Source organism: Bradyrhizobium sp. SZCCHNRI1029 (genome assembly GCF_032487555.1).
In the GTDB taxonomy this organism is placed as follows: domain Bacteria; phylum Pseudomonadota; class Alphaproteobacteria; order Rhizobiales; family Xanthobacteraceae; genus Bradyrhizobium.
Genome location: NZ_JAUEUK010000005.1, coordinates 31,319 through 52,818, shown reverse-complemented (window position 1 = coordinate 52,818; position 21,500 = coordinate 31,319). Strand labels below are relative to the sequence as shown.

The 21,500-nt window shown below is 66.4% G+C and carries 20 protein-coding genes; 19 read left to right on the top strand and 1 reads right to left on the bottom strand.

What is annotated here, in order from left to right:
- Positions 1 to 27 precede the first annotated feature (27 nt).
- The 13 genes from QW861_RS15345 (at position 28) to QW861_RS15285 (ending at position 12,241) form a co-directional block, all read left to right on the top strand.
- A complete protein-coding gene (locus tag QW861_RS15345) occupies positions 28 to 597 on the top strand; it encodes a NifU family protein (protein WP_315716940.1) in 570 nt (189 codons plus the stop codon).
- A gap of 574 nt (positions 598 to 1,171) precedes the next feature.
- Complete coding sequence (gene tsaB, locus QW861_RS15340; protein ID WP_315716939.1) at positions 1,172 to 1,873, top strand: tRNA (adenosine(37)-N6)-threonylcarbamoyltransferase complex dimerization subunit type 1 TsaB; 702 nt, start codon at positions 1,172 to 1,174, stop codon at positions 1,871 to 1,873.
- Complete coding sequence (gene rimI, locus QW861_RS15335) at positions 1,870 to 2,352, top strand: ribosomal protein S18-alanine N-acetyltransferase (RefSeq protein WP_315751789.1); 483 nt, start codon at positions 1,870 to 1,872, stop codon at positions 2,350 to 2,352. Before tsaB ends, rimI begins: the two co-directional genes overlap by 4 nt.
- A gap of 43 nt (positions 2,353 to 2,395) precedes the next feature.
- Positions 2,396 to 2,848, top strand: a complete 453-nt coding sequence (locus tag QW861_RS15330; protein WP_315716937.1) for a Fur family transcriptional regulator — start codon at positions 2,396 to 2,398, stop codon at positions 2,846 to 2,848.
- Positions 2,841 to 3,560 (top strand): HAD family hydrolase, encoded by a 720-nt coding sequence (locus QW861_RS15325; RefSeq protein ID WP_315751788.1) that lies wholly within the window; start codon positions 2,841 to 2,843, stop codon positions 3,558 to 3,560. Before QW861_RS15330 ends, QW861_RS15325 begins: the two co-directional genes overlap by 8 nt.
- Before the next feature lie 56 nt (positions 3,561 to 3,616).
- Positions 3,617 to 5,014 (top strand): tRNA (N6-isopentenyl adenosine(37)-C2)-methylthiotransferase MiaB, encoded by a 1,398-nt coding sequence (gene miaB / locus QW861_RS15320; protein ID WP_315751787.1) that lies wholly within the window; start codon positions 3,617 to 3,619, stop codon positions 5,012 to 5,014.
- A 64-nt stretch (positions 5,015 to 5,078) separates the two neighbouring features.
- Positions 5,079 to 6,056, top strand: coding sequence for a PhoH family protein (locus QW861_RS15315; protein WP_315716934.1), 978 nt, complete (start codon positions 5,079 to 5,081; stop codon positions 6,054 to 6,056).
- A gap of 63 nt (positions 6,057 to 6,119) precedes the next feature.
- Entirely contained in the window at positions 6,120 to 6,629 is a 510-nt protein-coding gene (gene ybeY, locus QW861_RS15310; protein ID WP_315751786.1) for an rRNA maturation RNase YbeY, read from the top strand.
- Positions 6,630 to 6,631: 2 nt separating this feature from the next.
- The gene (locus QW861_RS15305) at positions 6,632 to 7,801 is read left to right on the top strand and encodes a hemolysin family protein (protein WP_315751785.1); all 1,170 of its coding nucleotides are present in this window, start codon (positions 6,632 to 6,634) and stop codon (positions 7,799 to 7,801) included.
- Complete coding sequence (gene lnt, locus QW861_RS15300; protein WP_315751784.1) at positions 7,798 to 9,408, top strand: apolipoprotein N-acyltransferase; 1,611 nt, start codon at positions 7,798 to 7,800, stop codon at positions 9,406 to 9,408. Before QW861_RS15305 ends, lnt begins: the two co-directional genes overlap by 4 nt.
- A 232-nt stretch (positions 9,409 to 9,640) precedes the next feature.
- Entirely contained in the window at positions 9,641 to 10,057 is a 417-nt protein-coding gene (locus tag QW861_RS15295) for a helix-turn-helix domain-containing protein (RefSeq protein ID WP_006615449.1), read from the top strand.
- Between the two features lie 322 nt (positions 10,058 to 10,379).
- Complete coding sequence (locus QW861_RS15290) at positions 10,380 to 11,510, top strand: M20 family metallopeptidase (RefSeq protein WP_316193236.1); 1,131 nt, start codon at positions 10,380 to 10,382, stop codon at positions 11,508 to 11,510.
- Positions 11,507 to 12,241, top strand: a complete 735-nt coding sequence (locus tag QW861_RS15285) for a tRNA (guanine(46)-N(7))-methyltransferase TrmB (protein ID WP_316193235.1) — start codon at positions 11,507 to 11,509, stop codon at positions 12,239 to 12,241. The genes QW861_RS15290 and QW861_RS15285 overlap by 4 nt, the downstream gene beginning before the upstream one ends.
- A 21-nt stretch (positions 12,242 to 12,262) precedes the next feature.
- Here the strand turns inward: QW861_RS15285 and QW861_RS15280 are convergent, their stop codons facing one another.
- Positions 12,263 to 13,339 (bottom strand): DUF2336 domain-containing protein, encoded by a 1,077-nt coding sequence (locus QW861_RS15280; RefSeq protein ID WP_316193234.1) that lies wholly within the window; start codon positions 13,337 to 13,339, stop codon positions 12,263 to 12,265.
- 425 nt (positions 13,340 to 13,764) lie between these two features.
- Between QW861_RS15280 and rimP the strand changes: the two genes are divergently transcribed.
- The 6 genes from rimP to truB all read left to right on the top strand — a co-directional run bounded on the left by rimP (position 13,765) and on the right by truB (position 21,500).
- A complete protein-coding gene (rimP, locus tag QW861_RS15275) occupies positions 13,765 to 14,532 on the top strand; it encodes a ribosome maturation factor RimP (RefSeq protein ID WP_315716927.1) in 768 nt (255 codons plus the stop codon).
- A 14-nt stretch (positions 14,533 to 14,546) separates the two neighbouring features.
- A complete protein-coding gene (gene nusA, locus QW861_RS15270) occupies positions 14,547 to 16,169 on the top strand; it encodes a transcription termination factor NusA (RefSeq protein WP_315716926.1) in 1,623 nt (540 codons plus the stop codon).
- Positions 16,170 to 16,249: 80 nt separating this feature from the next.
- Positions 16,250 to 16,963: an RNA-binding protein gene (locus QW861_RS15265; RefSeq protein WP_315751781.1), complete on the top strand. Its 714-nt coding sequence runs from the start codon at positions 16,250 to 16,252 to the stop codon at positions 16,961 to 16,963.
- Positions 16,964 to 17,057: 94 nt separating this feature from the next.
- Positions 17,058 to 19,817 (top strand): translation initiation factor IF-2, encoded by a 2,760-nt coding sequence (gene infB, locus QW861_RS15260; protein ID WP_315751780.1) that lies wholly within the window; start codon positions 17,058 to 17,060, stop codon positions 19,815 to 19,817.
- 160 nt (positions 19,818 to 19,977) lie between these two features.
- On the top strand, positions 19,978 to 20,394 hold the full coding sequence (gene rbfA / locus QW861_RS15255; protein ID WP_315716923.1) for a 30S ribosome-binding factor RbfA: 417 nt from the start codon (positions 19,978 to 19,980) through the stop codon (positions 20,392 to 20,394).
- A complete protein-coding gene (gene truB / locus QW861_RS15250) occupies positions 20,394 to 21,500 on the top strand; it encodes a tRNA pseudouridine(55) synthase TruB (protein WP_315751779.1) in 1,107 nt (368 codons plus the stop codon). Before rbfA ends, truB begins: the two co-directional genes overlap by 1 nt.

Sequence of the window (21,500 nt, the reverse complement as noted above, 5' to 3'; positions counted from 1 at the left end):
CTTGAACCGGCGCTGCCGGAGAAAACCATGTTCATCCAGACCGAAGCCACCCCCAATCCCGCCACCTTGAAGTTCATCCCGGGCCGCGTCGTGCTGCCCGCGGGCACGATGGAGTTCGGCAGCCGCGACGCCGCCGCGCGCTCCCCGCTGGCCGAGCGCCTGTTCGCCGTCGACGGCGTCAGCGGCGTGTTCTACGGCGCCGATTTCATCACCGTCACCAAGAGCGACGGTGAGTGGCAGCACCTCAAGCCGGCGATCCTCGGCGCGATCATGGAGCACTACATGTCGGGCGCGCCGCTGCTCGCCGACGGCAGCGCCGCCAATGATGAATCCGCCGACGAGGACGACGAGTTCTACGACGAGGCCGACACCGAGACGGTCGGCATGATCAAGGACCTGATCGAGAGCCGCGTCCGCCCGGCCGTAGCCAATGACGGCGGCGACATCACTTTCCGCGGCTTCAAGGACGGCATCGTCTATCTCAACATGAAGGGCGCCTGCTCGGGCTGCCCGTCGTCGACCGCGACCCTGCAGCACGGCATCCAGAACCTGCTGAAGCACTTCGTGCCCGAGGTGGTTGAAGTCCGGCCGATGTAGGAAGGCAATGGCGAATGGGGTTGGCGAACAGATCTGCGCGCTAATCAGCATTTGCCTCTGCTCACGCTGCGCTGCCGAGGGTGGCGGCCACGGCCGCCCCCACCGCATGCTCGACGGTATCTCGCTCGTCACCGCGCTCGGCGTGCCGACCGGCTTCGCCGGCGCCGCCCAGACTTGCGCCAATCGGTACTTTCGCCGGACCTGTTCGTCGCCCCCCACTGCGCTCGAACTTGACCGAGCGGAATTGGGCGTTTGAGGCTGGTCCGGATGAGGCGGCGACCCCCATGCCATCGGTGCCGAACCCGAGCACCGGCTTGCGAGCGATTGATCGCCTCGACCCGGCCCCATCGCGCCGGCATCGCCTTTGCCACCGGGATGGCGCGGCGGCCTGAACGTCGAACCGGACGATCAATCCAACAGCCCGGAAAGATTTGCTTGAATGAGCGCCAATTCAGTAGTTTGCGGTCGTGCGCCGTGATGCGTTTTTCCCGATCAGGATGTAAGAAAGCGGCAACCGACTTTATCAAAGCCCCAAAAAGGTATTCGGCGCTCCTTTCAATGTGAATCTGACCGGATGTTGATCCTCGCCATCGATACTGCCCTCGACCATTGCGCGGCTGCCGTTCTGGACACTGATTCGGCCGCGATGCGCGCCGAGGAAACGCTGCCGATGAAGCGCGGCCACGCCGAGGCGCTGATGCCGCTGATCGCGCGCGTGATGCGCCAGTCGGGCGTCGGCTTCCACGAGCTCGACCGCATCGCGGTGACGACGGGTCCTGGTAGTTTCACCGGGCTGCGCGTCGGCCTCTCCGCCGCGCGCGGCATTGCCTTGGCGGCGCACAAGCCGGTCGTCGGCGTGACCACGCTGTCCGCCTACGCGGCGCCGATCGTCAGCGAGGACCGCGCCAACCCGGTGATCTCGGCGATCGATGCCCGGCACGACCATGTCTACTACCAAGTCGTGAGCGGCAGCGGCGAGGAACTGGTCGCGCCCCAGGTCGCTGCGACAGACGACGTCCTGGCGGCCGCGCGGCTCGGCGCCCCGCACCTCGTCGGCAACGCCGCGGCGCTGCTGGCCGAGCGGTGGCCCAAGGACGCAGCCGCGCCAGTTGCGGTCGACTCGCAAGACGGGCCCGACATCGGCTGGGTCGCCTGGCTCGGCGCGGCCGCCGACCCGGCGCACGCGCCGGCGCGGCCGTTCTATCTGCGCGCGCCCGACGTCAAGCCGCCCGCCGGTGCGGCGCGTCAACCGGCGCAGACGGCCGTCTCGTCATGAACATGTTCTTCCGCTGGCTCGGCAGCCCCAAACCGTTGGTCGAAGCGGCCGCGCCGCGCGACGCCGCCAGGCTCGCCCAGATCCACGCCGCCTCGTTTCACCGCGGCTGGGGCGAAGGCGAGTTCGAGGCGATGCTGGCCGAGCGCAACACCATGATCCATCGGCTGCGGCTCGGGCGGAAGCTCATCGGCTTCATCGTCTCGCGAATCGGCGCGGACGAAGCGGAAATATTGTCAGTTGCACTTGACCCAAATCAGCGCGGCCGCGGATTTTCTCGTGATCTGTTGCTGCAGCATCTCGGGCACCTCGCGGGGCGCGGGGTCCGGACGGTCTTTCTCGAAGTGGAGGAAAACAACCAGCCGGCCCGCCGACTCTATGAACGCGCCGGATTTGCGACCGTGGGCCGTCGGGAACGCTATTACCTTCAGCCCGGCGGGGAACAGTTGAATGCGCTTCTGATGCGCCGGGACTTGTCGTAACCTGCGCTTGGTGGCAGAAAGCGCATCCTTGAGGCGAGACACGATGACCTCCTTGAAAACCACGCCAGCGCTCAATTCCACCGGAATCGAGGCCCGCTGTGCCGCCACCGGCATGCGCATGACCGAGCAGCGCCGGGTCATTGCCCGCGTGCTCGCGGAAGCCTGCGACCATCCCGACGTCGAGGAGTTGTACCGGCGCTGCGTCGCCGTCGACGACAAGATCTCGATCTCCACGGTCTATCGCACCGTGAAGCTGTTCGAGGATGCCGGCATCATCGAACGCCATGATTTCCGCGAGGGTCGCGCCCGCTACGAGCAGATGCGCGACAGCCATCATGATCATCTGATCAATCTGCGCGACGGCAAGGTGATCGAGTTCACCTCCGAGGAGATCGAGAAGCTGCAGGCCGAGATCGCCCGCAAGCTCGGCTACAAGCTGGTCGATCACCGGCTGGAGCTGTATTGCGTGCCGCTCGACGAAGAGACGAATGGCTGACGCGGCGCCGGCTTCGAACCTCGATCTCGTCATTTTCGATTGCGATGGCGTGCTGGTCGACAGCGAGGTGATCTCCTGTCAGACGCACGCCGACGTGCTCAGCCTGTGCGGCTATCCGATCACGACCGAGCAGGTGTTCGCGCGGTTCCTGGGCCGCTCCCTGAAACAGGCGAAGCTCGAGGTCGAGGCCGAGCTCGGTCGTTCCCTGCCCGACGATTTCAACCCGAAACTGCAGGATCGCCTGTTCCGCGCCTTCGAGCAGGACCTCGCGGCCATCGACGGGATCGCGGAGGCGCTCGACACCATCGACGTGCCGGTGTGCGTCGCCTCCTCCGGCTCGCACCAGCGCATGCGCGTCAGCCTTGGCGCCACCCGGCTCTACGATCGCCTCGCCCCGCACATCTTCTCATCCTCCCAAGTCGAGAACGGCAAGCCCGCGCCCGATCTGTTCCTGTTCGCGGCAGCGCAGATGAAGGCGCGTCCCGCGGCCTGCGTGGTGATCGAGGACAGCACGGCCGGTATCCGGGGCGGTGTCGCGGCCGGCATGACAGTGCTCGGGTTTCACGGCGGCAGCCACTGCCGGCCCGGGCACGCCGACGACCTGCGAGCGGCCGGCGCCACCGTGGTTTTCGACGACATGCGGCAGTTGCCGGCGATTCTGAGCCGGCTGGCCGAGAAAAAGCCCGCGATCGCTGGATTTTCGGCCCCCTAGCCTATATCTGAGCGCGGCGCCGAATTGGGCGCGCCTCCGACTGCATGCAAGGGTTCATGACGCCGCCGCGCAAGCTGCACATCAAGTCCTATGGCTGCCAGATGAATGTCTACGATGCCCAGCGCATGGTGGACACGCTGGGGCCTGAGGGCTTCGTCGAGACCGCCGAGGCCGGCGACGCCGATCTCGTGATCCTCAACACCTGCCACATCCGCGAAAAGGCCTCCGAGAAGGTCTATTCGGAGCTCGGGCGGCTGCGGGTCGCGAAGGAGGACGCCGCGCGGGCCGGCCGGACGATGCAGATCGCCGTGGCCGGCTGCGTGGCGCAAGCGGAAGGCGAGGAGATCATCGCCCGCGCCCCCACCGTCGACGTCGTGGTCGGCCCGCAGAGCTACCACCATCTGCCGCAGCTCCTGGCCCAGGCCCGCCGCGGCGAGCGGGCGATCGAGACCGAATTCCCGGCCCAGGACAAGTTCGGCTTCCTGGCGAAGCCCAGCCGCGAGGCGATCCGCGCCCGCGGCGTCTCGGCCTTCGTGACCGTGCAGGAAGGCTGCGACAAGTTCTGCACCTTCTGCGTGGTGCCGTATACGCGCGGCAGCGAGATGTCGCGTGCGGTGACACGCATCGTCGACGACGTGACGCAGCTCGTCGACAATGGCGTTCGCGAGATCACCCTGATCGGCCAGAACGTCAACGCCTATCACGGCGAAGGCCCTGACGGCCGGCCCTGGACGCTGGGGCGGCTGCTCCATGGGATCGCCGAGATTCCGGGCGTGGCGCGGATCCGCTACTCGACCAGCCATCCCAACGACGTCGACGACAGCCTGATCGCGGCGCATCGCGATCTCGAAGCGGTGATGCCGTTCGTGCATCTGCCGGTTCAGTCGGGATCTGACCGCATCCTGAACGCCATGAACCGCAAACACACGGCGACTGACTATCGCAAAGTCGTCGACCGTTTTCGCGCCGCCCGTCACGACATTGCATTCTCTTCGGATTTCATCGTCGGGTTCCCGGGCGAGACCGAGGAAGATTTTCGCGCCACCCTCGCCCTGATCGACCAAATCGGCTACGCTGCGGCGTATTCGTTCAAGTATTCGCCGCGCCCGGGAACTCCGGCAGCGGACATGCCGGAGATGGTGTCAGCGACCGAGATGGACGAGCGATTGGAGCGCCTCCAGAGCTTGATCGACAGCCAGCAAGCAGCCTTCAACAAGGCCGCGATCGGCCAGGTCGTCGACGTGTTGTTCGAGCGGCCAGCGCGCAAGCCCGGGCAACTGGTCGGACGGACCGCGTATCTGCAACCGGCCCACGTCATGGCGTCCGACGACATCATCGGCCAGGTTCTGCCGGTGCGGATCGACAGTCTCGAACGCTACAGCCTGCTCGGCGAGCTCGTCACGGCCGCGCCGGCAGTGATCTCCCCCACGCCCCTCGTGTCCATCGGAGGCTGAGCACTTGCCCAAGAGCGCATCGGATCCGTCTTCCCTCGCTCCCAGCCGCAAGTACGACCGCGACATGTCCATGCCCCCCGAGACCCAGGTCGTCATCGATTTCGACGACAACCGTGCCGCCTCCGCCCTGGTTGGGCCTTACGGCCAGAATCTGGCCCTGGTCGAACGACGGCTCGGCGTCGTCGTCGATTCCCGCGGCAACCACATCACCATCGGCGGAACACGCGACGGCTGCGATGCCGCGCGGCGCGTGCTCGAATCGCTTTATGCGCAGGCCGTGAAGGGCCACGATCTGGCGCAGGGCGACGTCGAGGGCGCGATCCGCGCCGTGGTGGCGCAGGGCTCGCTGTTCGAGTTCGACGCCAAGAACGCCAAGAACGCGTTCGAGAGCATCAACCTGCGCAAGCGCCCGGTGCGCGCCCGCACCGCCGCGCAGGATTCCTACATCCGCGCGCTGAAGCGGCACGAGCTCGTGTTCGGCATCGGCCCGGCCGGCACCGGCAAGACCTGGCTTGCGGTCGCGCATGCCGCGCAGCTCTTCGAGCGGAAGGAAGTCGACCGCATCATCCTCTCACGCCCGGCGGTCGAAGCCGGCGAGCGGCTCGGCTTCCTGCCTGGTGACCTCCGCGAGAAGGTCGATCCCTATCTGCGCCCGATCTACGACGCGCTGTACGATCTGATGGACGCGCGCATCGTCGAGCGCGCGCTGCAGGCCGGCGAGATCGAGATCGCGCCGCTCGCCTTCATGCGCGGGCGCACCTTGACCAACGCCGCGATCATCCTCGACGAGGCGCAGAACACCACATCGATGCAGATGAAGATGTTCCTCACGCGTCTCGGCGAGAACAGCCGCATGATCATCACCGGCGATCCCTCGCAGGTCGATCTGCCGAACGGCCAGACCTCCGGACTCGCCGAAGCCGCGCGCCTGCTCGACGGTGTCGAGGGGATCGCACAGGTCCGGTTCACCGGCGAGGATGTCATCCGCCACGAATTGGTGGCGCGCATCGTCGCCGCCTATGAGGGGCCGAAAGCCCGCTGACGCGAGAGCAAGCACGCCGATGGTCGCGTCGTTCCAGCGCCATCCGCACAGATATCGACCAGGATGCCACAAAGTCCCATTCCAACGACCGAGGTGATCGTCGCAGCCGATTGCTGGCAGGACCAGCCTGACGCCGAGGACGTCATACAACGTGCCATTCTCGCCGCGGCCGAGATGGTCGATGCCGATGTCGGCGACGCCGAGATCGCCGTCATGTTGACGGACGACCAGGGCATCCGCACCCTGAACAGCAATTGGCGCGGCATCGACAAGCCCACCAACGTGCTGTCGTTTCCGGCGCTGCAGCCGACCGGACCGCGCGGCGAGGATGATGCCCCGCGCATGCTCGGCGACATCGCCATCGCCTATGAGACGATGCGGCGCGAGGCCGACGACGAACAGAAGCCGTTCGAGCATCATCTCAGCCATCTCGCCGTGCACGGCTTCCTGCATCTGATCGGCTACGATCACGAGACCGATGACGAGGCCGAGGAGATGGAGGCGCTGGAGACCGAGATCCTGGCCCATCTCGGCATCCCCGATCCCTATGCCGATCGGGAACGGATGACCTGACCATGGCCGATTCCGAGCCCATCCATGACAATCCGCGCCAGACGCGCAATCTGCCGGCCGTGGTGCCGCCGGCCGAGCTCGGCCGCTCGCCGGGCGAGAACTGGCTGATTCGCGCGCTGCGCAACCTGTTCGGCTGGAAAGGCGGCGGCTCGGTTCGCGACGACCTGCAGGTCGTGCTCGATGCCTCGACGCCCGATGACATCGGCTTCTCCGCGGTCGAGCGCACGCTCCTGCGCAACATCCTCGATTTGCACGAGCGGCGCATCGCCGACGTGATGGTGCATCGTGCAGATATCGTCGCCGTCCGGCGCGACATCACGCTCGGCGAACTGATGAGCCTGTTCGAGAGCGCATCGCATTCGCGCCTCGTCGTCTACAACGACACGCTCGACGACCCCGAAGGCATGGTGCACATCCGCGACCTGCTTGCCTTCACCACGGCGCAGGCCCGGGTCTCCGACGAGGTGAAGGCGCGGCGCAAGAAGCCGCTGCCCGCCGGCCTCGATCTCAAGGCCGTCGATCTGTCGATGCCGCTGTTCGAGGCCAACATCATCCGCAAGCTGCTCTACGTGCCGCCGTCGATGCGCGCGATCGACCTGCTGGCGCAAATGCAGGCCTCGCGCATCCATCTGGCGCTGGTCGTCGACGAATATGGCGGCACCGACGGGCTGGTCTCCATCGAGGACATCGTCGAGCAGATCGTCGGCGAGATCGACGACGAGCACGACAGCGACGAGCCGCCGGCGATCGTGCGGCAGGCCGACAACGCCTTCATCGCGGACGCCCGCGCCAGCCTCGACGACGTACGCCGGGTGATCGGCGAGGAGTTCGTGACGGGAGAGGCGGGCGAAGGGGTGGAGACGCTCGGCGGCTATCTCGTCAACCATGTCGGCCGGCTGCCGGTGCGCGGCGAGCTGATCTCCGGCCCCGGCAATTTCGAGGTCGAGGTGCTCGATGCCGATCCGCGCCGGGTCAAGCGCCTGCGCATCGCGCCGCGCAAGGAACGCCCGACGCCCCGCCCGCAGCGCGAAAGCCGGCGTCGAGACGTTGCGCCGGAAGTGACCCCGGCGGACACGGACGTCCCGGCCGAGCCGCCGCCGACAGAGGCCGGCCCTGCGCCGGTCCACGACGATAGCAGCCCGCCACGGGGCGATGGAGCCAGCTCACAGTGATCCGCCCATCGACGATTCGCGGCCTCGCCATTGGCGTTGTCCTGGCCTGGGGCTGGAAGCGTGCGGCGATCGCGCTCGCCGCCGGCGCGCTCTCCTCGCTCGCGATGGCCCCGTTCAACGCCTGGCCGGTGCTTGCGATCACCTTCCCTGTTCTGGTCTGGCTGATCGATGGCGCCGCGGCGGGACGGCGGCGCGGCATCCCGGCTGCCGCCTTCACCGGCTTCTGCTTCGGCATGGGCTATTTCGTGCCCGGCCTTTACTGGATCGGCAACGCGTTCCTGGTCGATGCCGACACCTTCGCCTGGCTGATGCCGTTCGCCGTGCTGGGCCTGCCGGCCTATCTCGCGCTGTTTCCGGCCCTAGGCTTCGCCTTGGCCCGGTTGATCTGGACGCGTGATGCAACCCGCATCCTGGCGCTCGCCGTCTGCCTGACCGCGAGCGAATGGCTGCGCGGCCACGCGCTCACCGGCTTCCCCTGGGACACGTTCGGCTATGCCCTGTCGCAGCCGCTCGCGCTGGCGCAGACGGCCTCGCTGATCGGGATCTGGGGCATGACGTTCCTGGCGATCGCGATCTTTGCCAGCCCCGCGGTGCTGATCGACGGCAAGACATGGCGTGAGCGCTGGCGGGCGCCGGCCGCGGCCGCCGCCCTGCTCGTGATGATGGGCGTGTTCGGCGCCATCCGGCTCGGCCTGCATCCGACAGCCTTCGTCGCCGACCTCAAGCTGCGGATCATGCAGCCGAACCTGCAGCAGGACGTGAAGTTCAACTATGGCGCCAAGGCCGATGTCATGCGCCGCTATCTGGCGCTGTCGGACCGCGCCTCCGGCCCGAACGCCACCGGTGTCCGGGACACCAACGTCCTGATCTGGCCGGAATCGGCGTTCCCGTTCTTCCTGACCCGCGAGGCGGACGCGATGGGCCAGATCGCCGACCTGCTGTCGCCGGGCACGGTGCTGATCACCGGTTCGGTCCGCGCCCCTGACGCGCCTCGCAACACCCCCATCACCCGGGCCTACAATTCGATCTACGTGATCGATCACGACGGCACCGTGCTGTCGGTCTACGACAAGCTCCATCTGGTCCCGTTCGGCGAGTTCCTGCCGTTCCAGAATCTGCTGGAGCGGATCGGGCTCGAGCAACTCACGCGGGTGCAGGGCGGCTTCATCCCCGGCACGGCGCGACGCAACCTGGACGTGCCACACGCTCCGCGTGTTCTTCCCTTGATCTGCTACGAGGCGATCTTTCCGAGTGACAGCGTGCCGACCGAAGAACGACCGGGCTGGATCGTCAACTTGACGAACGATGGCTGGTTCGGCATTTCGACTGGGCCTCATCAGCATCTGCAGCAAGCGCAGTGGCGCGCGATCGAGCAAGGACTTCCATTAGTTCGATCTGCGAACACCGGCATCTCCGCAGTGATCGATCCCGTCGGCCGTATCGTTAAGCAATTGCCTCTCGGCGCAGAGGGCGTGCTGGATTCCGCGCTGCCTGTTGCGTTGCAGCCGACAGCCTATGCAAGGCTCGGCGACATTCCGGTTGCGATCCTGTTAGTGATCGCCCTGAGCACCGTCGTTCGCAGACGTGTTGCTCAAAAGCTTCCCTGACGACAGCAAGATCTCGATTCTTTCCGGGTCCGTAAGATTTTTTTTGACAAGCAAAACCCCAAGTGTTGACAGATAGCTGCTGCAATTCGCATTCTCGCGCGGCAGCATGAGCCGTCCAGTTCGTTGCTCGGCCGTCTTCGTTAGTACGACATGCGAACATAAATTGACGGTGTGAGCGCCTGAGGCATACTGCGACCGCCTCGTTCCGAGGCCCATTCTAAGGAGTTGAGAGATGTCGACGAAAGCGCCCAACCCTGTTGACAAGCATGTCGGCAGCCGGGTGCGGATGCGCCGTATCATGTTGGGCATGAGCCAGGAAAAACTCGGTGAGGCTCTCGGACTCACGTTCCAGCAGATACAGAAGTACGAAAAAGGCACCAATCGAGTCGGCGCCAGCCGGATTCAGCAGATCTCGGAGGTTCTGCAGGTCCCGGTCTCCTTCCTGTTCGAAGGGGTCCCGAGTGGCGGGACCAACGGTGAAGCTTTCGGCGAAGGCGCTTCGCCCGCCTATGTGTCTGATTTCCTGGCAACCTCCGAAGGACTGGCGTTGACCCGCGCATTCACGCGGATCCACGATTCGAAGCTTCGTCGCAGCATCGTCGACCTGGTCGAGCAGATCGCTGATCGCGAAGCTCCGGAAGAAGGCTAGCTGATGCGCCGGCGCTGACATTCCTATCGTGATCACTCTCATAGGAATGTCAGCGCCCTCGGGGGGCCATCAGCGGGGCACGTTTGCGGACGACGCGCTGGGCACGCTGCGTTCCGCCGGACGAATGAGCCGATAGACAGGTTGGATCACGACCAATAGAGCGCGATGGCTCCCCTTCGGGAAAGGCTATCGCGCTCTAAATCTTTTTATGCACATGTGGCCTGGAACTCCGGCGTCCCAGCCGCCAACCCGCCCAGCGACGCGCCAGCGCGTCCACCGCCTGCTACCACTTCGTAACCATCGAGAACGATTTACAAAGCTCATGACCGCCGACAGCAGCCCGTTCGATAGTCGCACAATTCTCGAAGGCATCCGCCAATGGGTCGAGATCGAGACCCCGACCGAGGCGCCTGATCAGGTCAACAAGCTGGCTTCCCTTGTCGCGGACGGCTATCGCGGGCTCGATGTCACGATCGAACGGATCGCCGGACGCGACGGCTGCGGCGACCACCTCGTCGCACGGTCGTCGTGGGGACAGGACGAGCCGGGCATCCTGGTCCTGAGCCATCTCGACACGGTGCATCCGATCGGGTTCATCGCGCGGCTGCCGTTCGCAGTCGACGGCGACGTTGCGTACGGTCCGGGGATCTACGACATGAAGGGCGGCGCCTATCTCGCCTTTCACGCCTTTCGTCAGCTCTGCGCAGAGGGTCAAAAATCGCCGCTCGGCATTACTCATTTGTTCGTCTCGGATGAAGAGATCGGCAGCCCGACCTCGCGCGCGCTGATCGAGGAGGAAGGCCGCAAGGCCAAATACGTCCTCGTCACCGAGCCGGCGCGCGACGGCGGCAAGATCGTGACCGGACGCAAGGGCGTGGCGCGGTTCGACGTGGCAATCCGCGGCGTGCCCGCGCACGCCGGCGCGCGTCCACAGGATGGACGCAGTGCGATCCGCGAACTCGCCAACGTCATCCATGCGCTCGAAGCGCTCAACGACCCCGCCCGCGGCATCACCGTGAATGTCGGCGTCGTGCGCGGCGGCACCCGTCCCAACGTGATCGCTGAGGAAGCTTATGCCGAGGTCGATGCACGGCTGCCGACGCCTGCCGACGCCGAGGAGATCCTGCCCAAGATCCTGGGGCTGACCTCGCGCAGCGATGGCGTCACGGTCGAAGTGAGCGGCGAGGTGAACCGGCCGCCTTACGTCAAGGGCAACGCCGGCGCCGCCCTGTTCGAGCATGCGAAATCCCTGGCCGACGAGATCGGCTTCGAGCTGGTCGACACCTATACCGGAGGCGGATCCGACGGCAATTTCACCGCACCGTTCACGGCGACGCTCGATGGGCTCGGCGTCGATGGCAAGGGCGCGCATACGCATTACGAGCAGATGTACATCTCCTCGATCGAGCCGCGGACAAGGCTGCTCTACCGTCTCTATCAAACCCTGCGATGAGCCCCGCGATCAACATGCCCGTCGACGACGATCACACCGGCACCGAGGCCCTGCACGGTCAGGGCTCGTTCTTCGGCCGGCGCAAGGGCCACAAGCTGCGGGCGCATCAGGCCGGCCTCGTCGACAACCTGCTGCCGCACCTCGCGCTCGATCTCGCCGCGCCCGCGGAAGCCGTGCTGCCCACGCTGTACCATCCGCCGGTCGACGCGCTGCGGCTGGAGATCGGGTTTGGCGGCGGCGAGCATCTTGCCGCCGAAGCGAAGGCGTGTCCGACCACCGGCTTCATCGGCTGCGAGCCCTATGTCAACGGCATGGCCAAGATCCTGTCGGCCATCGAGGCCGACAACATCGGCAATATCAGGCTGGTGGCGGGCGACGCCGCCGAGCTGTTGGCCTGGCTGCCGCCGCAGTCGCTGCAGCGCATCGACCTGATCCATCCCGATCCCTGGCCGAAGCGGCGGCACTGGAAGCGGCGTTTCGTGCAGGATGCGACGATCGCAGCGATGGCGCGCGTCCTGAAGCCCGGCGGCGAGTTCCGCTTCGTCAGCGACATCGCCGACTATTGCGCCTGGACGCTGTGGCATCTGCTGCGTTCGCCGGAGTTCGCCTGGACGGCCGAGCGCGCCGACGACTGGCGTCTGCCCTGGCTGGGCTACACCATGACGCGCTACGGGCGGAAGGCCACGCGCGAAGGCCGCGTCGCCAACTATCTGATCTTCAGCCGGCGCTGACCGCTGCGCCGGCGAGGTCACTCAGTGTCGTGTCTTCCAGAACGCGACGACGCGTTCGGCGGTCGATGGCAGCAGGCGCGCGTAGTTGACCCTGATCGCATCGATATCGCGCGGCGCCGGCACGCGTTTCGGTCCGAGGCGCAGCAGGATCAGTGCGTGCACGGTGCGCCAATCGAGCCCGATCATGCGCCCCAGGATCAGCAGCGGATCGTGACGATCGCCCGATACCAGCCGGTCGAGCGTCGCGATCTTCAATCCCGTCATTGCGGCGAGCGCCGCGATGACCTCCTCGTATTTGTGCTCGGATGCGAAGCCGAACAACGCCGACTGGTCCAAGGCACCGGCTTCATACAGCGACAGGATGGTCCGCTGCGCCGGCACGAAATCGCGCGTGCTATGCGCTGTACGCTCCGCATCGGCGAGTTCGGCGAGAGCCTGCCTGATCCTCGCCTGCTTGTCCGGCGGCACGACATCGAACAGCCGCCGCCTGATGACATCGAGCGAGCCGGCCAGCAGTTGTTTCAGATGATCGTCGGAAACATCTGCGCGCCGGCCGACCGTGAGCGTCAGCACGCCGTCTGAACTCGCGCGGTGGATCAGCGCGGCATAGCCGCGCGGGGAAAATGCTGCGCCGTCATTGGCAGCGGTCCGCCGCACCACGTCGCGATCACCTCGGCGCACCAGCACATCGGTCGTATCGGCCGATAGGCGCGTCCGCTCTGCCATCGCGAGCAAATGACCCTGGCTCTTGTCGCGCGCAATAGCGATGAGCACGGGATCGTCGAGCACGAGCGAACGGCGCAACAGCGGACCCGCCACCGCAACCTCGTCGTCGCGCGCCAGCCGGCTGACGACGGCACGGGGCGCCTTGAGGAGCCGCGACAACCGCTCCGCCAGATCGATCCGCGTCGGCAGATCCGCGAACGGGACCAGATCGATCAGGAGACCGTCGAACAGATTGATATGCTCGGGACGCAGCTTCGTCGCATCCTCGAAGAACAGGTCGGCGATGCGGCGCGTGGCCTCGAGGCCGCGTTCAGCATTGCCCTGCCTGACGATCCCGCCGAGGCCGGGGATCAGCGCGGTTGCCGGGGTCATGGACGTCTACTCGATACGCAACACGCCACGTTTCCGTGCGCTCCACTCCGTGCGGCACGACGACGGGGGCGAAAAGCACGAACTCAGCTCATTTTTAAGCGATCTTGGTGAATGAAGGGTTAGACCCTGCGGCATTCGGCCGTTCCCGGTCAGGGAAAACGATCCGATCCGCAGTCCGGGCGCGGAGCAAATTCCCAGTTCCAGGCGCCGTTTGAGGCGACACGACCCTTGCCGTCAGGCGGCAAAGCGGCTATATGAGCGCCATCAAACATCATCTCATATACGATCGCGTAGTGAGGGTGGGCCCTTCCGGACCCGCTCTTTTTTGTTACCTGGATCGCTCCGCCACGGGCGGGATCGGTCCGGTGAGCGCGATCGAACAGGCCCGACGGCCCAACCAAGCAAGACACGCGATCGACGCCTCGATGACGGAACCTACGTTCGCAACCGCTGACACCGACCTCCTGACCGAGCCCCGCCTCGTCGTCGAGCCGGGCGTCGCGGCGCGCGTGGCGGCGGTGGCCGACCCGGTGCTGCAGGGAATGGGGTACCGCCTGGTGCGGATCCGCATTTCGGGCGAAGGTGGTTGCACGGTCCAGGTGATGGCCGAGCGTCCCGACGGCACGATGCAGATCGAGGATTGCGAGGCGGTGTCGCGGGCGCTGTCGCCGGTGCTGGACATCGCCGATCCGATCGACCGTGCCTATCGGCTCGAGATCTCCTCGCCGGGCATCGACCGGCCGCTGGTCCGCCGCTCCGATTTCGAACGTCACATCGGTCATCTCGTCAAGATCGAGATGGCGGTGGCACATCAGAACCGCAAACGCTTCCGCGGCATCATCGCCGGCGTCGAAGGCGACGGCGTGCGCATCACCCGCGATGACGTGGCCAAGGACCAGGAGCCGGATGTCGTGCTGCCGATGGCCGACATCGGCGACGCCAAGATGGTGCTGACCGACGAGCTGATCGCCGAATCCATGCGCCGCGGCAAGGCGGCCGAGCGCGAGAAGAAGCGCGAGCTTGGAATCGTCCCACCGCTGGCGCCGCACGCCAAGCCGGCGGCCCAGGCGAAGCCCAAGCCGAAGCCGAAAGCAAAAGACGACAAGCCGGCCAAGAAGCCGCTGCCGACCAATACCAAGAAACATCGCCTCGCCGCCGATCGCGCGCGCAGAGGCGAGATCGATCCTGATTAGAGGAGATTTGAGCCATGGCCGTCAGCGCCAACCGGTTGGAACTGCTGCAGATCGCCGACGCCGTCGCGCGCGAGAAGTCGATCGACCGCGGCATCGTGATCGCCGCGATGGAAGACGCGATCGCCAAGGCCGCCCGCGCCCGCTACGGCAGCGAGACCGACGTTCATGCCGAGATCGATCCGAAGAAGGGTGAGCTGCGGCTGTCGCGCCACATGCTGGTGGTCGAGAAGGTCGAGAACCCCTCCAACCAGATCTCGCTGGATGATGCGCGCCGCGCCAACCCGGGCGCGCAGATCGGCGACACCATCGCCGACACCCTGCCACCGCTGGAATATGGCCGCATCGCCGCGCAGTCGGCCAAGCAGGTCATCGTGCAGAAGGTGCGCGAGGCCGAGCGCGACCGGCAGTACCAGGAGTTCAAGGACCGCATCGGCGATATCGTCAATGGCGTCGTCAAGCGCGTCGAATATGGCAGCGTGATCCTCGACCTCGGGCGCGGCGAGGCGATCATCCGCCGCGACGAGATGCTGCCGCGCGAGGTGTTCCGCAACGGCGACCGCGTCCGCGCCTACGTCTTCGACGTCCGCCGCGAGACCCGCGGCCCGCAGATCTTCCTGTCGCGCACCCATCCGCAGTTCATGGCCAAGCTGTTCGCGCAGGAGGTGCCGGAGATTTATGACGGCATCGTCGAGATCAAGGCGGTCGCTCGCGACCCCGGCTCGCGCGCCAAGATCGGCGTTGTCTCCCGCGACTCCTCGGTCGACCCCGTCGGCGCCTGCGTCGGCATGCGCGGCTCGCGCGTGCAGGCGGTGGTGAACGAGCTGCAGGGCGAGAAGATCGACATCATTCCGTGGTCGCCCGACATCGCGACCTTCGTGGTCAACGCGCTGGCGCCGGCCGAGGTCGCCAAGGTCGTCATCGACGAGGACCGCGAGCGCATCGAGGTCGTGGTGCCCGACACCAACAACCAGCTCTCGCTGGCGATCGGCCGCCGCGGCCAGAACGTCCGCCTCGCCTCGCAGCTGACCGGCTGGGACATCGACATCCTGACCGAGCAGGAGGAATCCGAGCGCCGCCAGGCCGACTTCGAGAATTCCACCCGCGTGTTCATGGAATCGCTGAACGTCGACGAGGTCGTCGGCCAGCTGCTGGCGTCCGAAGGCTTCACCTCGGTCGAGGAGCTCGCCTTGGTCGACCTCAAGGATCTCGCCGGCATCGAGGGCTTCGACGAGGAGACCGCGACCGAGCTGCAGACCCGCGCCCGCGAATTCCTCGAGCAGCAGGAAGCCGAGCTAGAGGCCAGGCGCAAGGAGCTCGGCGTCGAGGACGCGGTGAAGGACGTGCCCGGCGTCACCACCAAGATGCTGGTCAAGTTCGGCGAGAACGACATCAAGACGGTCGAGGACCTCGCGGGCTGCGCGACCGACGATCTGGTCGGCTGGACCGAGCGCAAGGAGGGTGGCGAAGCCACCAAATTCCCCGGCATTCTCGACGGTCTCGATATCTCCCGCGACGATGCCGAGGCCATGGTCATGCAGGCCCGCGTCAAGGCCGGCTGGGTCAGTGAGGCTGACCTCGCCAAGGCCGAAGCCGAACCCGAGAATGAGGACGAAACGACCGAAGGACAGCCCGCCTGACCCGCTTGGCTCGCCCCATGGACACCACGATGACCCCCACCCTGACCCAGCTCGCGTGAGATGAGGAGCCGCATCACCGCATGCTCGCTTTGGCCGACCCCGAGCTCGACAATGGACCGCGGACCGAGAAGTCCGCGACCATGCGCATGTGCGCGGTCAGCCGCGAAGTGCGGCCGATCGGCGAGCTGATCCGCTTCGTCGTCGGCCCGTCGGGCGAGGTCGTGCCCGACATCAAGCGCAAGCTGCCCGGACGGGGCTTGTGGATCACCGCCTCGCGCCAGGCGGTTGCGGAGGCGGTGCGGCGTCACCATTTCAGCCGGGGCTTCAAGACCAACGTCCGCGTCCCGCCAACCCTTGCCGAAGACCTGGAAGCCTTGCTGGCCCGCAGCGCGATCGAAGCGCTGGGGATTGCCGCCAAGGCCGGTCAGGTCGTCTCCGGTTTCTCCAAGGTGGAAGCGGCGCTGTCGCAGCGGCCATCACGGTCGACATTGGCAGCCCTCGTCCATGCCGCGGACGGCGCAGCCGACGGGATCCGCAAGCTCGACGCGCTGGTGCGGCCGAACGACGGGGGTCAGGACCAAGCCCCGACAATTCCGATCATCTGCTGTCTCACTTCGGCAGAATTGGATTTGGCACTTGGGCGCTCAAATGTGATACATGCTGCCGTGCTCGCAGGCCCGGCGAGCAGGACATTCCTGTCGCGCAGCCAGACACTGGTCCGATACCGGTCGGCCGACGCTGACAAGATTGCCGGAACCGCGGCCACGAAATCTGCTTCGACTTCGAAGACATAGCACTTTGAAGCCATAGCTACGAAGACATCGCGACGATTGCACGAATGAGACGGTGCGGTAGCCCGCACGCTGGTAACGAGATTAGGACGACTGAATGGCCGACAACAACACTCCGGGCGACAAGAAACTGAGTGTCCCGAGCAAGACCTTGACGCTGAAGCCGCGCGTCGAGACCGGCACGGTACGCCAGAGCTTCCCACATGGCCGGAGCAAGCAGGTGGTGGTCGAGAAGCGCGGCAAGCGCCGCGTCGGCGATGGGGGGCCCGATGCTCCGCATGCACCGGAGCCGACCGTCGCCAAGGCGCCGCCGCCCCCGCCAACGCCGCGCTCATCCGGACCGCGCCCATCCGGCTCGTCGCAGCGCGGCGGGTCCGGCGTCGTGCTCCGCACCCTGACCGAGGACGAGCGCTCGGCGCGCGCCAGCGCGCTGGCTGATGCCCGCGTGCGCGACATCGAGGAACGCCGCCAGGCCGAAGAGGAAGCCCGCCGCCGCGCCGAGCGCGAAGCCGCCGAACGCGCCGAGCGCGAGGCTGCCGAGGCGCGCCGCAAGGCCGAGGAAGAGCGGCACCGTCACGAAGAGGAAGCCAAGCGCAAGGCCGAGCTCGAAGCCAAGAAGCGGTTCGGTGAAGGCGAGGCGCCCCGTCCGGCGACATCCGCGCCCCAGCCCGCCGCAGCCGCACCGGCCCGCTCGACGCCCGCCCCCGGCAGGCCCGTCGGCGCACCGGGCAGCCGGCCGCAGCAGATTGGTGGTCCGAGCTCGCGGCCCGGTGGCGCTCAGCCGGCGGGCGCACGCCCGGCCGGCGCCCGTCCTGCCGCCGGCGGTCCGCTCGGCCGCGCGCCGGCGGCGGTTGCCGCCGGTCCGGACGAGGATGAGGGTCCGCGCCAGATCCGCAGGGGTCCCGGCGGAGCCGCACGTCCCGCGCCGCCGCCGAAGACCACGCACAAGCCGGGCCCGCAGAAGCAGCGCGGCCGCCTGACGGTGGTCACGGCGCTCACGGCCGACGATGTGCGCGAGCGCTCGATCGCGTCGTTCCGCCGCCGCACGCAGCGCCTGAAGGGCCATGCCGCCAACGAGCAGAAGGAGAAGCTCGTCCGCGAGGTGACGATTCCGGAAGCCATCACCATCCAGGAGCTGGCGAACCGCATGTCGGAGCGCGCGGTCGACGTGATCCGTCTGCTGATGCGCCAGGGCGCGATGCACAAGATCACCGACGTGATCGATGCCGACACCGCGCAGCTGATCGCGGAAGAACTCGGCCACACCGTCAAGCGCGTCGCCGCCTCGGACGTGGAGGAGGGCCTGTTCGACGTCGTCGACGATTCGACCGACACCGAGCCGCGCTCGCCGGTCGTCACCGTCATGGGCCACGTCGACCACGGCAAGACCTCGCTGCTCGACGCGCTGCGCCACGCCAATGTGGTCTCGGGTGAAGCCGGCGGCATCACCCAGCACATCGGCGCCTATCAGGTGACCGCGCCGGATTCCGGCAAGAAGATCACCTTCATCGACACGCCCGGCCACGCCGCGTTCACCGCGATGCGCGCCCGCGGAGCCAAGGTCACCGACATCGTCGTGCTGGTGGTCGCGGCCGATGACGGCGTCATGCCGCAGACGATCGAGGCGATCAATCACGCCAAGGCGGCGAAGGTGCCGATGATCGTGGCGATCAACAAGATCGACAAGCCCGACGCCCGTCCCGAGCGCGTCCGCACCGAGCTGCTCCAGCACGAGGTGCAGGTCGAATCGCTGGGCGGCGAGGTCGTCGACGTCGAGGTGTCCGCCAAGAACAAGACCAATCTCGATCGTCTGCTCGAGATGATCGCGTTGCAGGCCGACATCCTCGACCTCAAGACCAATTCGGATCGCCCGGCCGAAGGCACCGTGATCGAAGCCAAGCTCGATCGCGGCCGCGGCCCGGTCGCCACCGTGCTGGTTCAGCGCGGCACCTTGCGGGTCGGCGATATCATCGTCGCCGGCGCCGAGATGGGCCGCGTCCGCGCGCTGATCTCGGACCAGGGCGAGACGCTGCAGGAGGCAGGCCCGTCGGTGCCGGTCGAGGTGCTCGGCTTCAACGGTCCGCCGGAAGCTGGCGATCGCCTCGCCGTCGTCGAGAACGAAGCCCGTGCCCGCCAGGTCACCAGCTACCGCGCGCATCAGAAGCGCGAGAACGCGGCAGCCTCGATCTCCGGCATGCGCGGTTCGCTCGAACAGATGATGTCGCAATTGAAGACTGTGGGCCGCAAGGAATTCCCGCTGATCATCAAGGCCGACGTGCAGGGCTCGCTGGAAGCCATTCTCGGCTCGCTGGAGAAGCTCGGCACCGAGGAGGTCGCCGCCCGCATCCTGCATGCCGGCGTCGGCGGCATCAGCGAGTCCGACGTCACGCTGGCCGAAGGCTTCAACGCCGCGATCATCGGCTTCTCGGTGCGAGCCAACAAGGAAGCGGCCGCACTCGCCAAGCGCAACGGCATCGAGATCCGCTACTACAACATCATCTACGACCTCGTGGATGACGTGAAGAAGGCGATGAGCGGCCTCCTGGCCCCCACGCTTCGGGAAACCATGCTCGGCAATGCGCAGATCCTGGAGGTGTTCAACATCTCCAAGGTCGGCAAGGTCGCCGGCTGCCGCGTCACCGACGGCACTGTCGAACGCGGCGCCAATGTCCGCCTGATCCGCGACAACGTCGTGGTTCACGAGGGCAAGCTGTCGACCCTGAAGCGCTTCAAGGACGAAGTGAAGGAAGTGCAGGCCGGCCAGGAATGCGGCATGGCCTTCGAGAGCTACGGCGACATGCGTGTCGGCGACGTCATCGAGTGTTATCGCGTGGAGACCATCCAGCGCTCGCTGTAAGTCCGAATCCTACAGAGCGCTGCAATTCGAGCGAGCAGCGATTCCGTGCACCTGCGGAATCGCCGCGCCTCTTGAACTTAACGAAGCGTCGTTGAACTCAATCAGAATGATCCTCTCGCCCGTGCTCACGCCGGGCGACGATCCATTGGATTTTTGAAAAATGCCTCGCCATCACCAGAGGGGAAGCGCCGCTTCCGGCGGCTCGCAGCGTCAGTTGCGCGTGGCCGAGACCGTGCGTCACGCTGTCGCCGACATTCTCAGCCACGGTGACGTGCACGACCCGGACCTGGAGGGACACATCATTACGGTGCCCGAAGTCCGCATGTCGCCCGATCTGAAGCTCGCCACGATCTACATCATGCCGCTCGGCGGACAGGATACGGACGTGGTGCTCACGGCGCTGGAGCGCAACAAGAAGTTCCTGCGCGGCGACATCGCGCGGCGCGTTAACCTGAAATTTGCACCTGACATCCGCTTCCGCGTCGACGAGCGATTCGACGAAGCGGAACGGATCGAGAAATTACTGCGAACACCCGCGGTGCAGAGAGACCTCAATTCGGATTCGGAAGAGAGCTGATGACCATTCCCCCCGAAACCGGCACTGTCGACGCGCCGAGCGCCGAACCGACCGCGGCCAAGACGATCCATTCTGCCGACGGACGCCCGCCGCGCGACAACAACGATCCGCGCAACAAGCCGCGCCAAGGGAACGGTCAGGGCAACCAGCCGCGCCGCGATCGTCGCGACGTCCATGGCTGGGTCGTGCTCGACAAGCCGATCGGCATGACCTCGACCCAGGCCGTGGCGGTGGTGAAGCGCCTGTTCCAGGCCAAGCGCGCCGGCCATGCCGGCACGCTCGATCCGCTCGCCTCCGGCGGCCTGCCGATCGCGCTGGGCGAAGCCACCAAGACGGTTCCCTTCGTGATGGACGGCCGCAAGCGCTACCGCTTCACCGTGACCTGGGGCGAGGAGCGCGATACCGACGACACCGAAGGACGGGTCGTCGAGACCAGCGACGGCCGGCCGGATGCCGCGGCGATCCGGGCGCTGCTGCCGCAATTTACCGGCCGGATCGAGCAGACGCCGCCGCGCTATTCCGCGATCAAGATCCAGGGCGAGCGCGCCTATGATCTCGCCCGCGACGGCGAGGTCGTCGAGCTCCAGCCGCGCCCGGTCGAGATCCATGAACTGACCCTCGTCGACCAGCCCGACCCCGACCATTCGGTATTCGAGGCGGAATGCGGCAAGGGAACCTATGTCCGGGCGCTGGCCCGCGACATGGGCCGCCTCCTCGGCTGTTACGGCCATATCAGCGCGCTCCGGCGGACCCTGGTGGGTCCGTTTACCGAGAACGACATGATTCCGCTGGAACAGTTGGAGGCTTTGTGCAATAGAGCCGCGTCCGGTGAGGGAAGCCTCGCCGACGCACTCCTGCCCGTTGAGACCGCGCTGGACGACATCCCGGCACTGGCCGTCACTCGGGCTGATGCGGCAAGGCTCCACAGGGGCCAGGCCGTTTTGTTGCGCGGACGGGATGCGCCCAATAGTAGCGGCACAGTCTATGTCACGGTCGCAGGCCGCCTTCTGGCGCTTGCCGAAATTGGCAATGGCGAACTCATCCCCAAGCGCGTGTTCAACCTGACCGGACTGACTGCCAGCTCCGGTCGCAACGAAAGAGACTGA

Coding starts and splice junctions, on each gene's coding strand:
- QW861_RS15345 (WP_315716940.1), top strand. CDS start 28: ATGTTCATCCAGACCGAAGCCACCCCCAATCCCGCCACCTTGAAGTTC.
- tsaB (WP_315716939.1), top strand. CDS start 1,172: ATGTTGATCCTCGCCATCGATACTGCCCTCGACCATTGCGCGGCTGCC.
- rimI (WP_315751789.1), top strand. CDS start 1,870: ATGAACATGTTCTTCCGCTGGCTCGGCAGCCCCAAACCGTTGGTCGAA.
- QW861_RS15330 (WP_315716937.1), top strand. CDS start 2,396: ATGACCTCCTTGAAAACCACGCCAGCGCTCAATTCCACCGGAATCGAG.
- QW861_RS15325 (WP_315751788.1), top strand. CDS start 2,841: ATGGCTGACGCGGCGCCGGCTTCGAACCTCGATCTCGTCATTTTCGAT.
- miaB (WP_315751787.1), top strand. CDS start 3,617: ATGACGCCGCCGCGCAAGCTGCACATCAAGTCCTATGGCTGCCAGATG.
- QW861_RS15315 (WP_315716934.1), top strand. CDS start 5,079: ATGTCCATGCCCCCCGAGACCCAGGTCGTCATCGATTTCGACGACAAC.
- ybeY (WP_315751786.1), top strand. CDS start 6,120: ATGCCACAAAGTCCCATTCCAACGACCGAGGTGATCGTCGCAGCCGAT.
- QW861_RS15305 (WP_315751785.1), top strand. CDS start 6,632: ATGGCCGATTCCGAGCCCATCCATGACAATCCGCGCCAGACGCGCAAT.
- QW861_RS15295 (WP_006615449.1), top strand. CDS start 9,641: ATGTCGACGAAAGCGCCCAACCCTGTTGACAAGCATGTCGGCAGCCGG.
- QW861_RS15290 (WP_316193236.1), top strand. CDS start 10,380: ATGACCGCCGACAGCAGCCCGTTCGATAGTCGCACAATTCTCGAAGGC.
- QW861_RS15285 (WP_316193235.1), top strand. CDS start 11,507: ATGAGCCCCGCGATCAACATGCCCGTCGACGACGATCACACCGGCACC.
- QW861_RS15280 (WP_316193234.1), bottom strand. CDS start 13,339: ATGACCCCGGCAACCGCGCTGATCCCCGGCCTCGGCGGGATCGTCAGG.
- rimP (WP_315716927.1), top strand. CDS start 13,765: ATGACGGAACCTACGTTCGCAACCGCTGACACCGACCTCCTGACCGAG.
- nusA (WP_315716926.1), top strand. CDS start 14,547: ATGGCCGTCAGCGCCAACCGGTTGGAACTGCTGCAGATCGCCGACGCC.
- QW861_RS15265 (WP_315751781.1), top strand. CDS start 16,250: ATGCTCGCTTTGGCCGACCCCGAGCTCGACAATGGACCGCGGACCGAG.
- infB (WP_315751780.1), top strand. CDS start 17,058: ATGGCCGACAACAACACTCCGGGCGACAAGAAACTGAGTGTCCCGAGC.
- rbfA (WP_315716923.1), top strand. CDS start 19,978: ATGCCTCGCCATCACCAGAGGGGAAGCGCCGCTTCCGGCGGCTCGCAG.
- truB (WP_315751779.1), top strand. CDS start 20,394: ATGACCATTCCCCCCGAAACCGGCACTGTCGACGCGCCGAGCGCCGAA.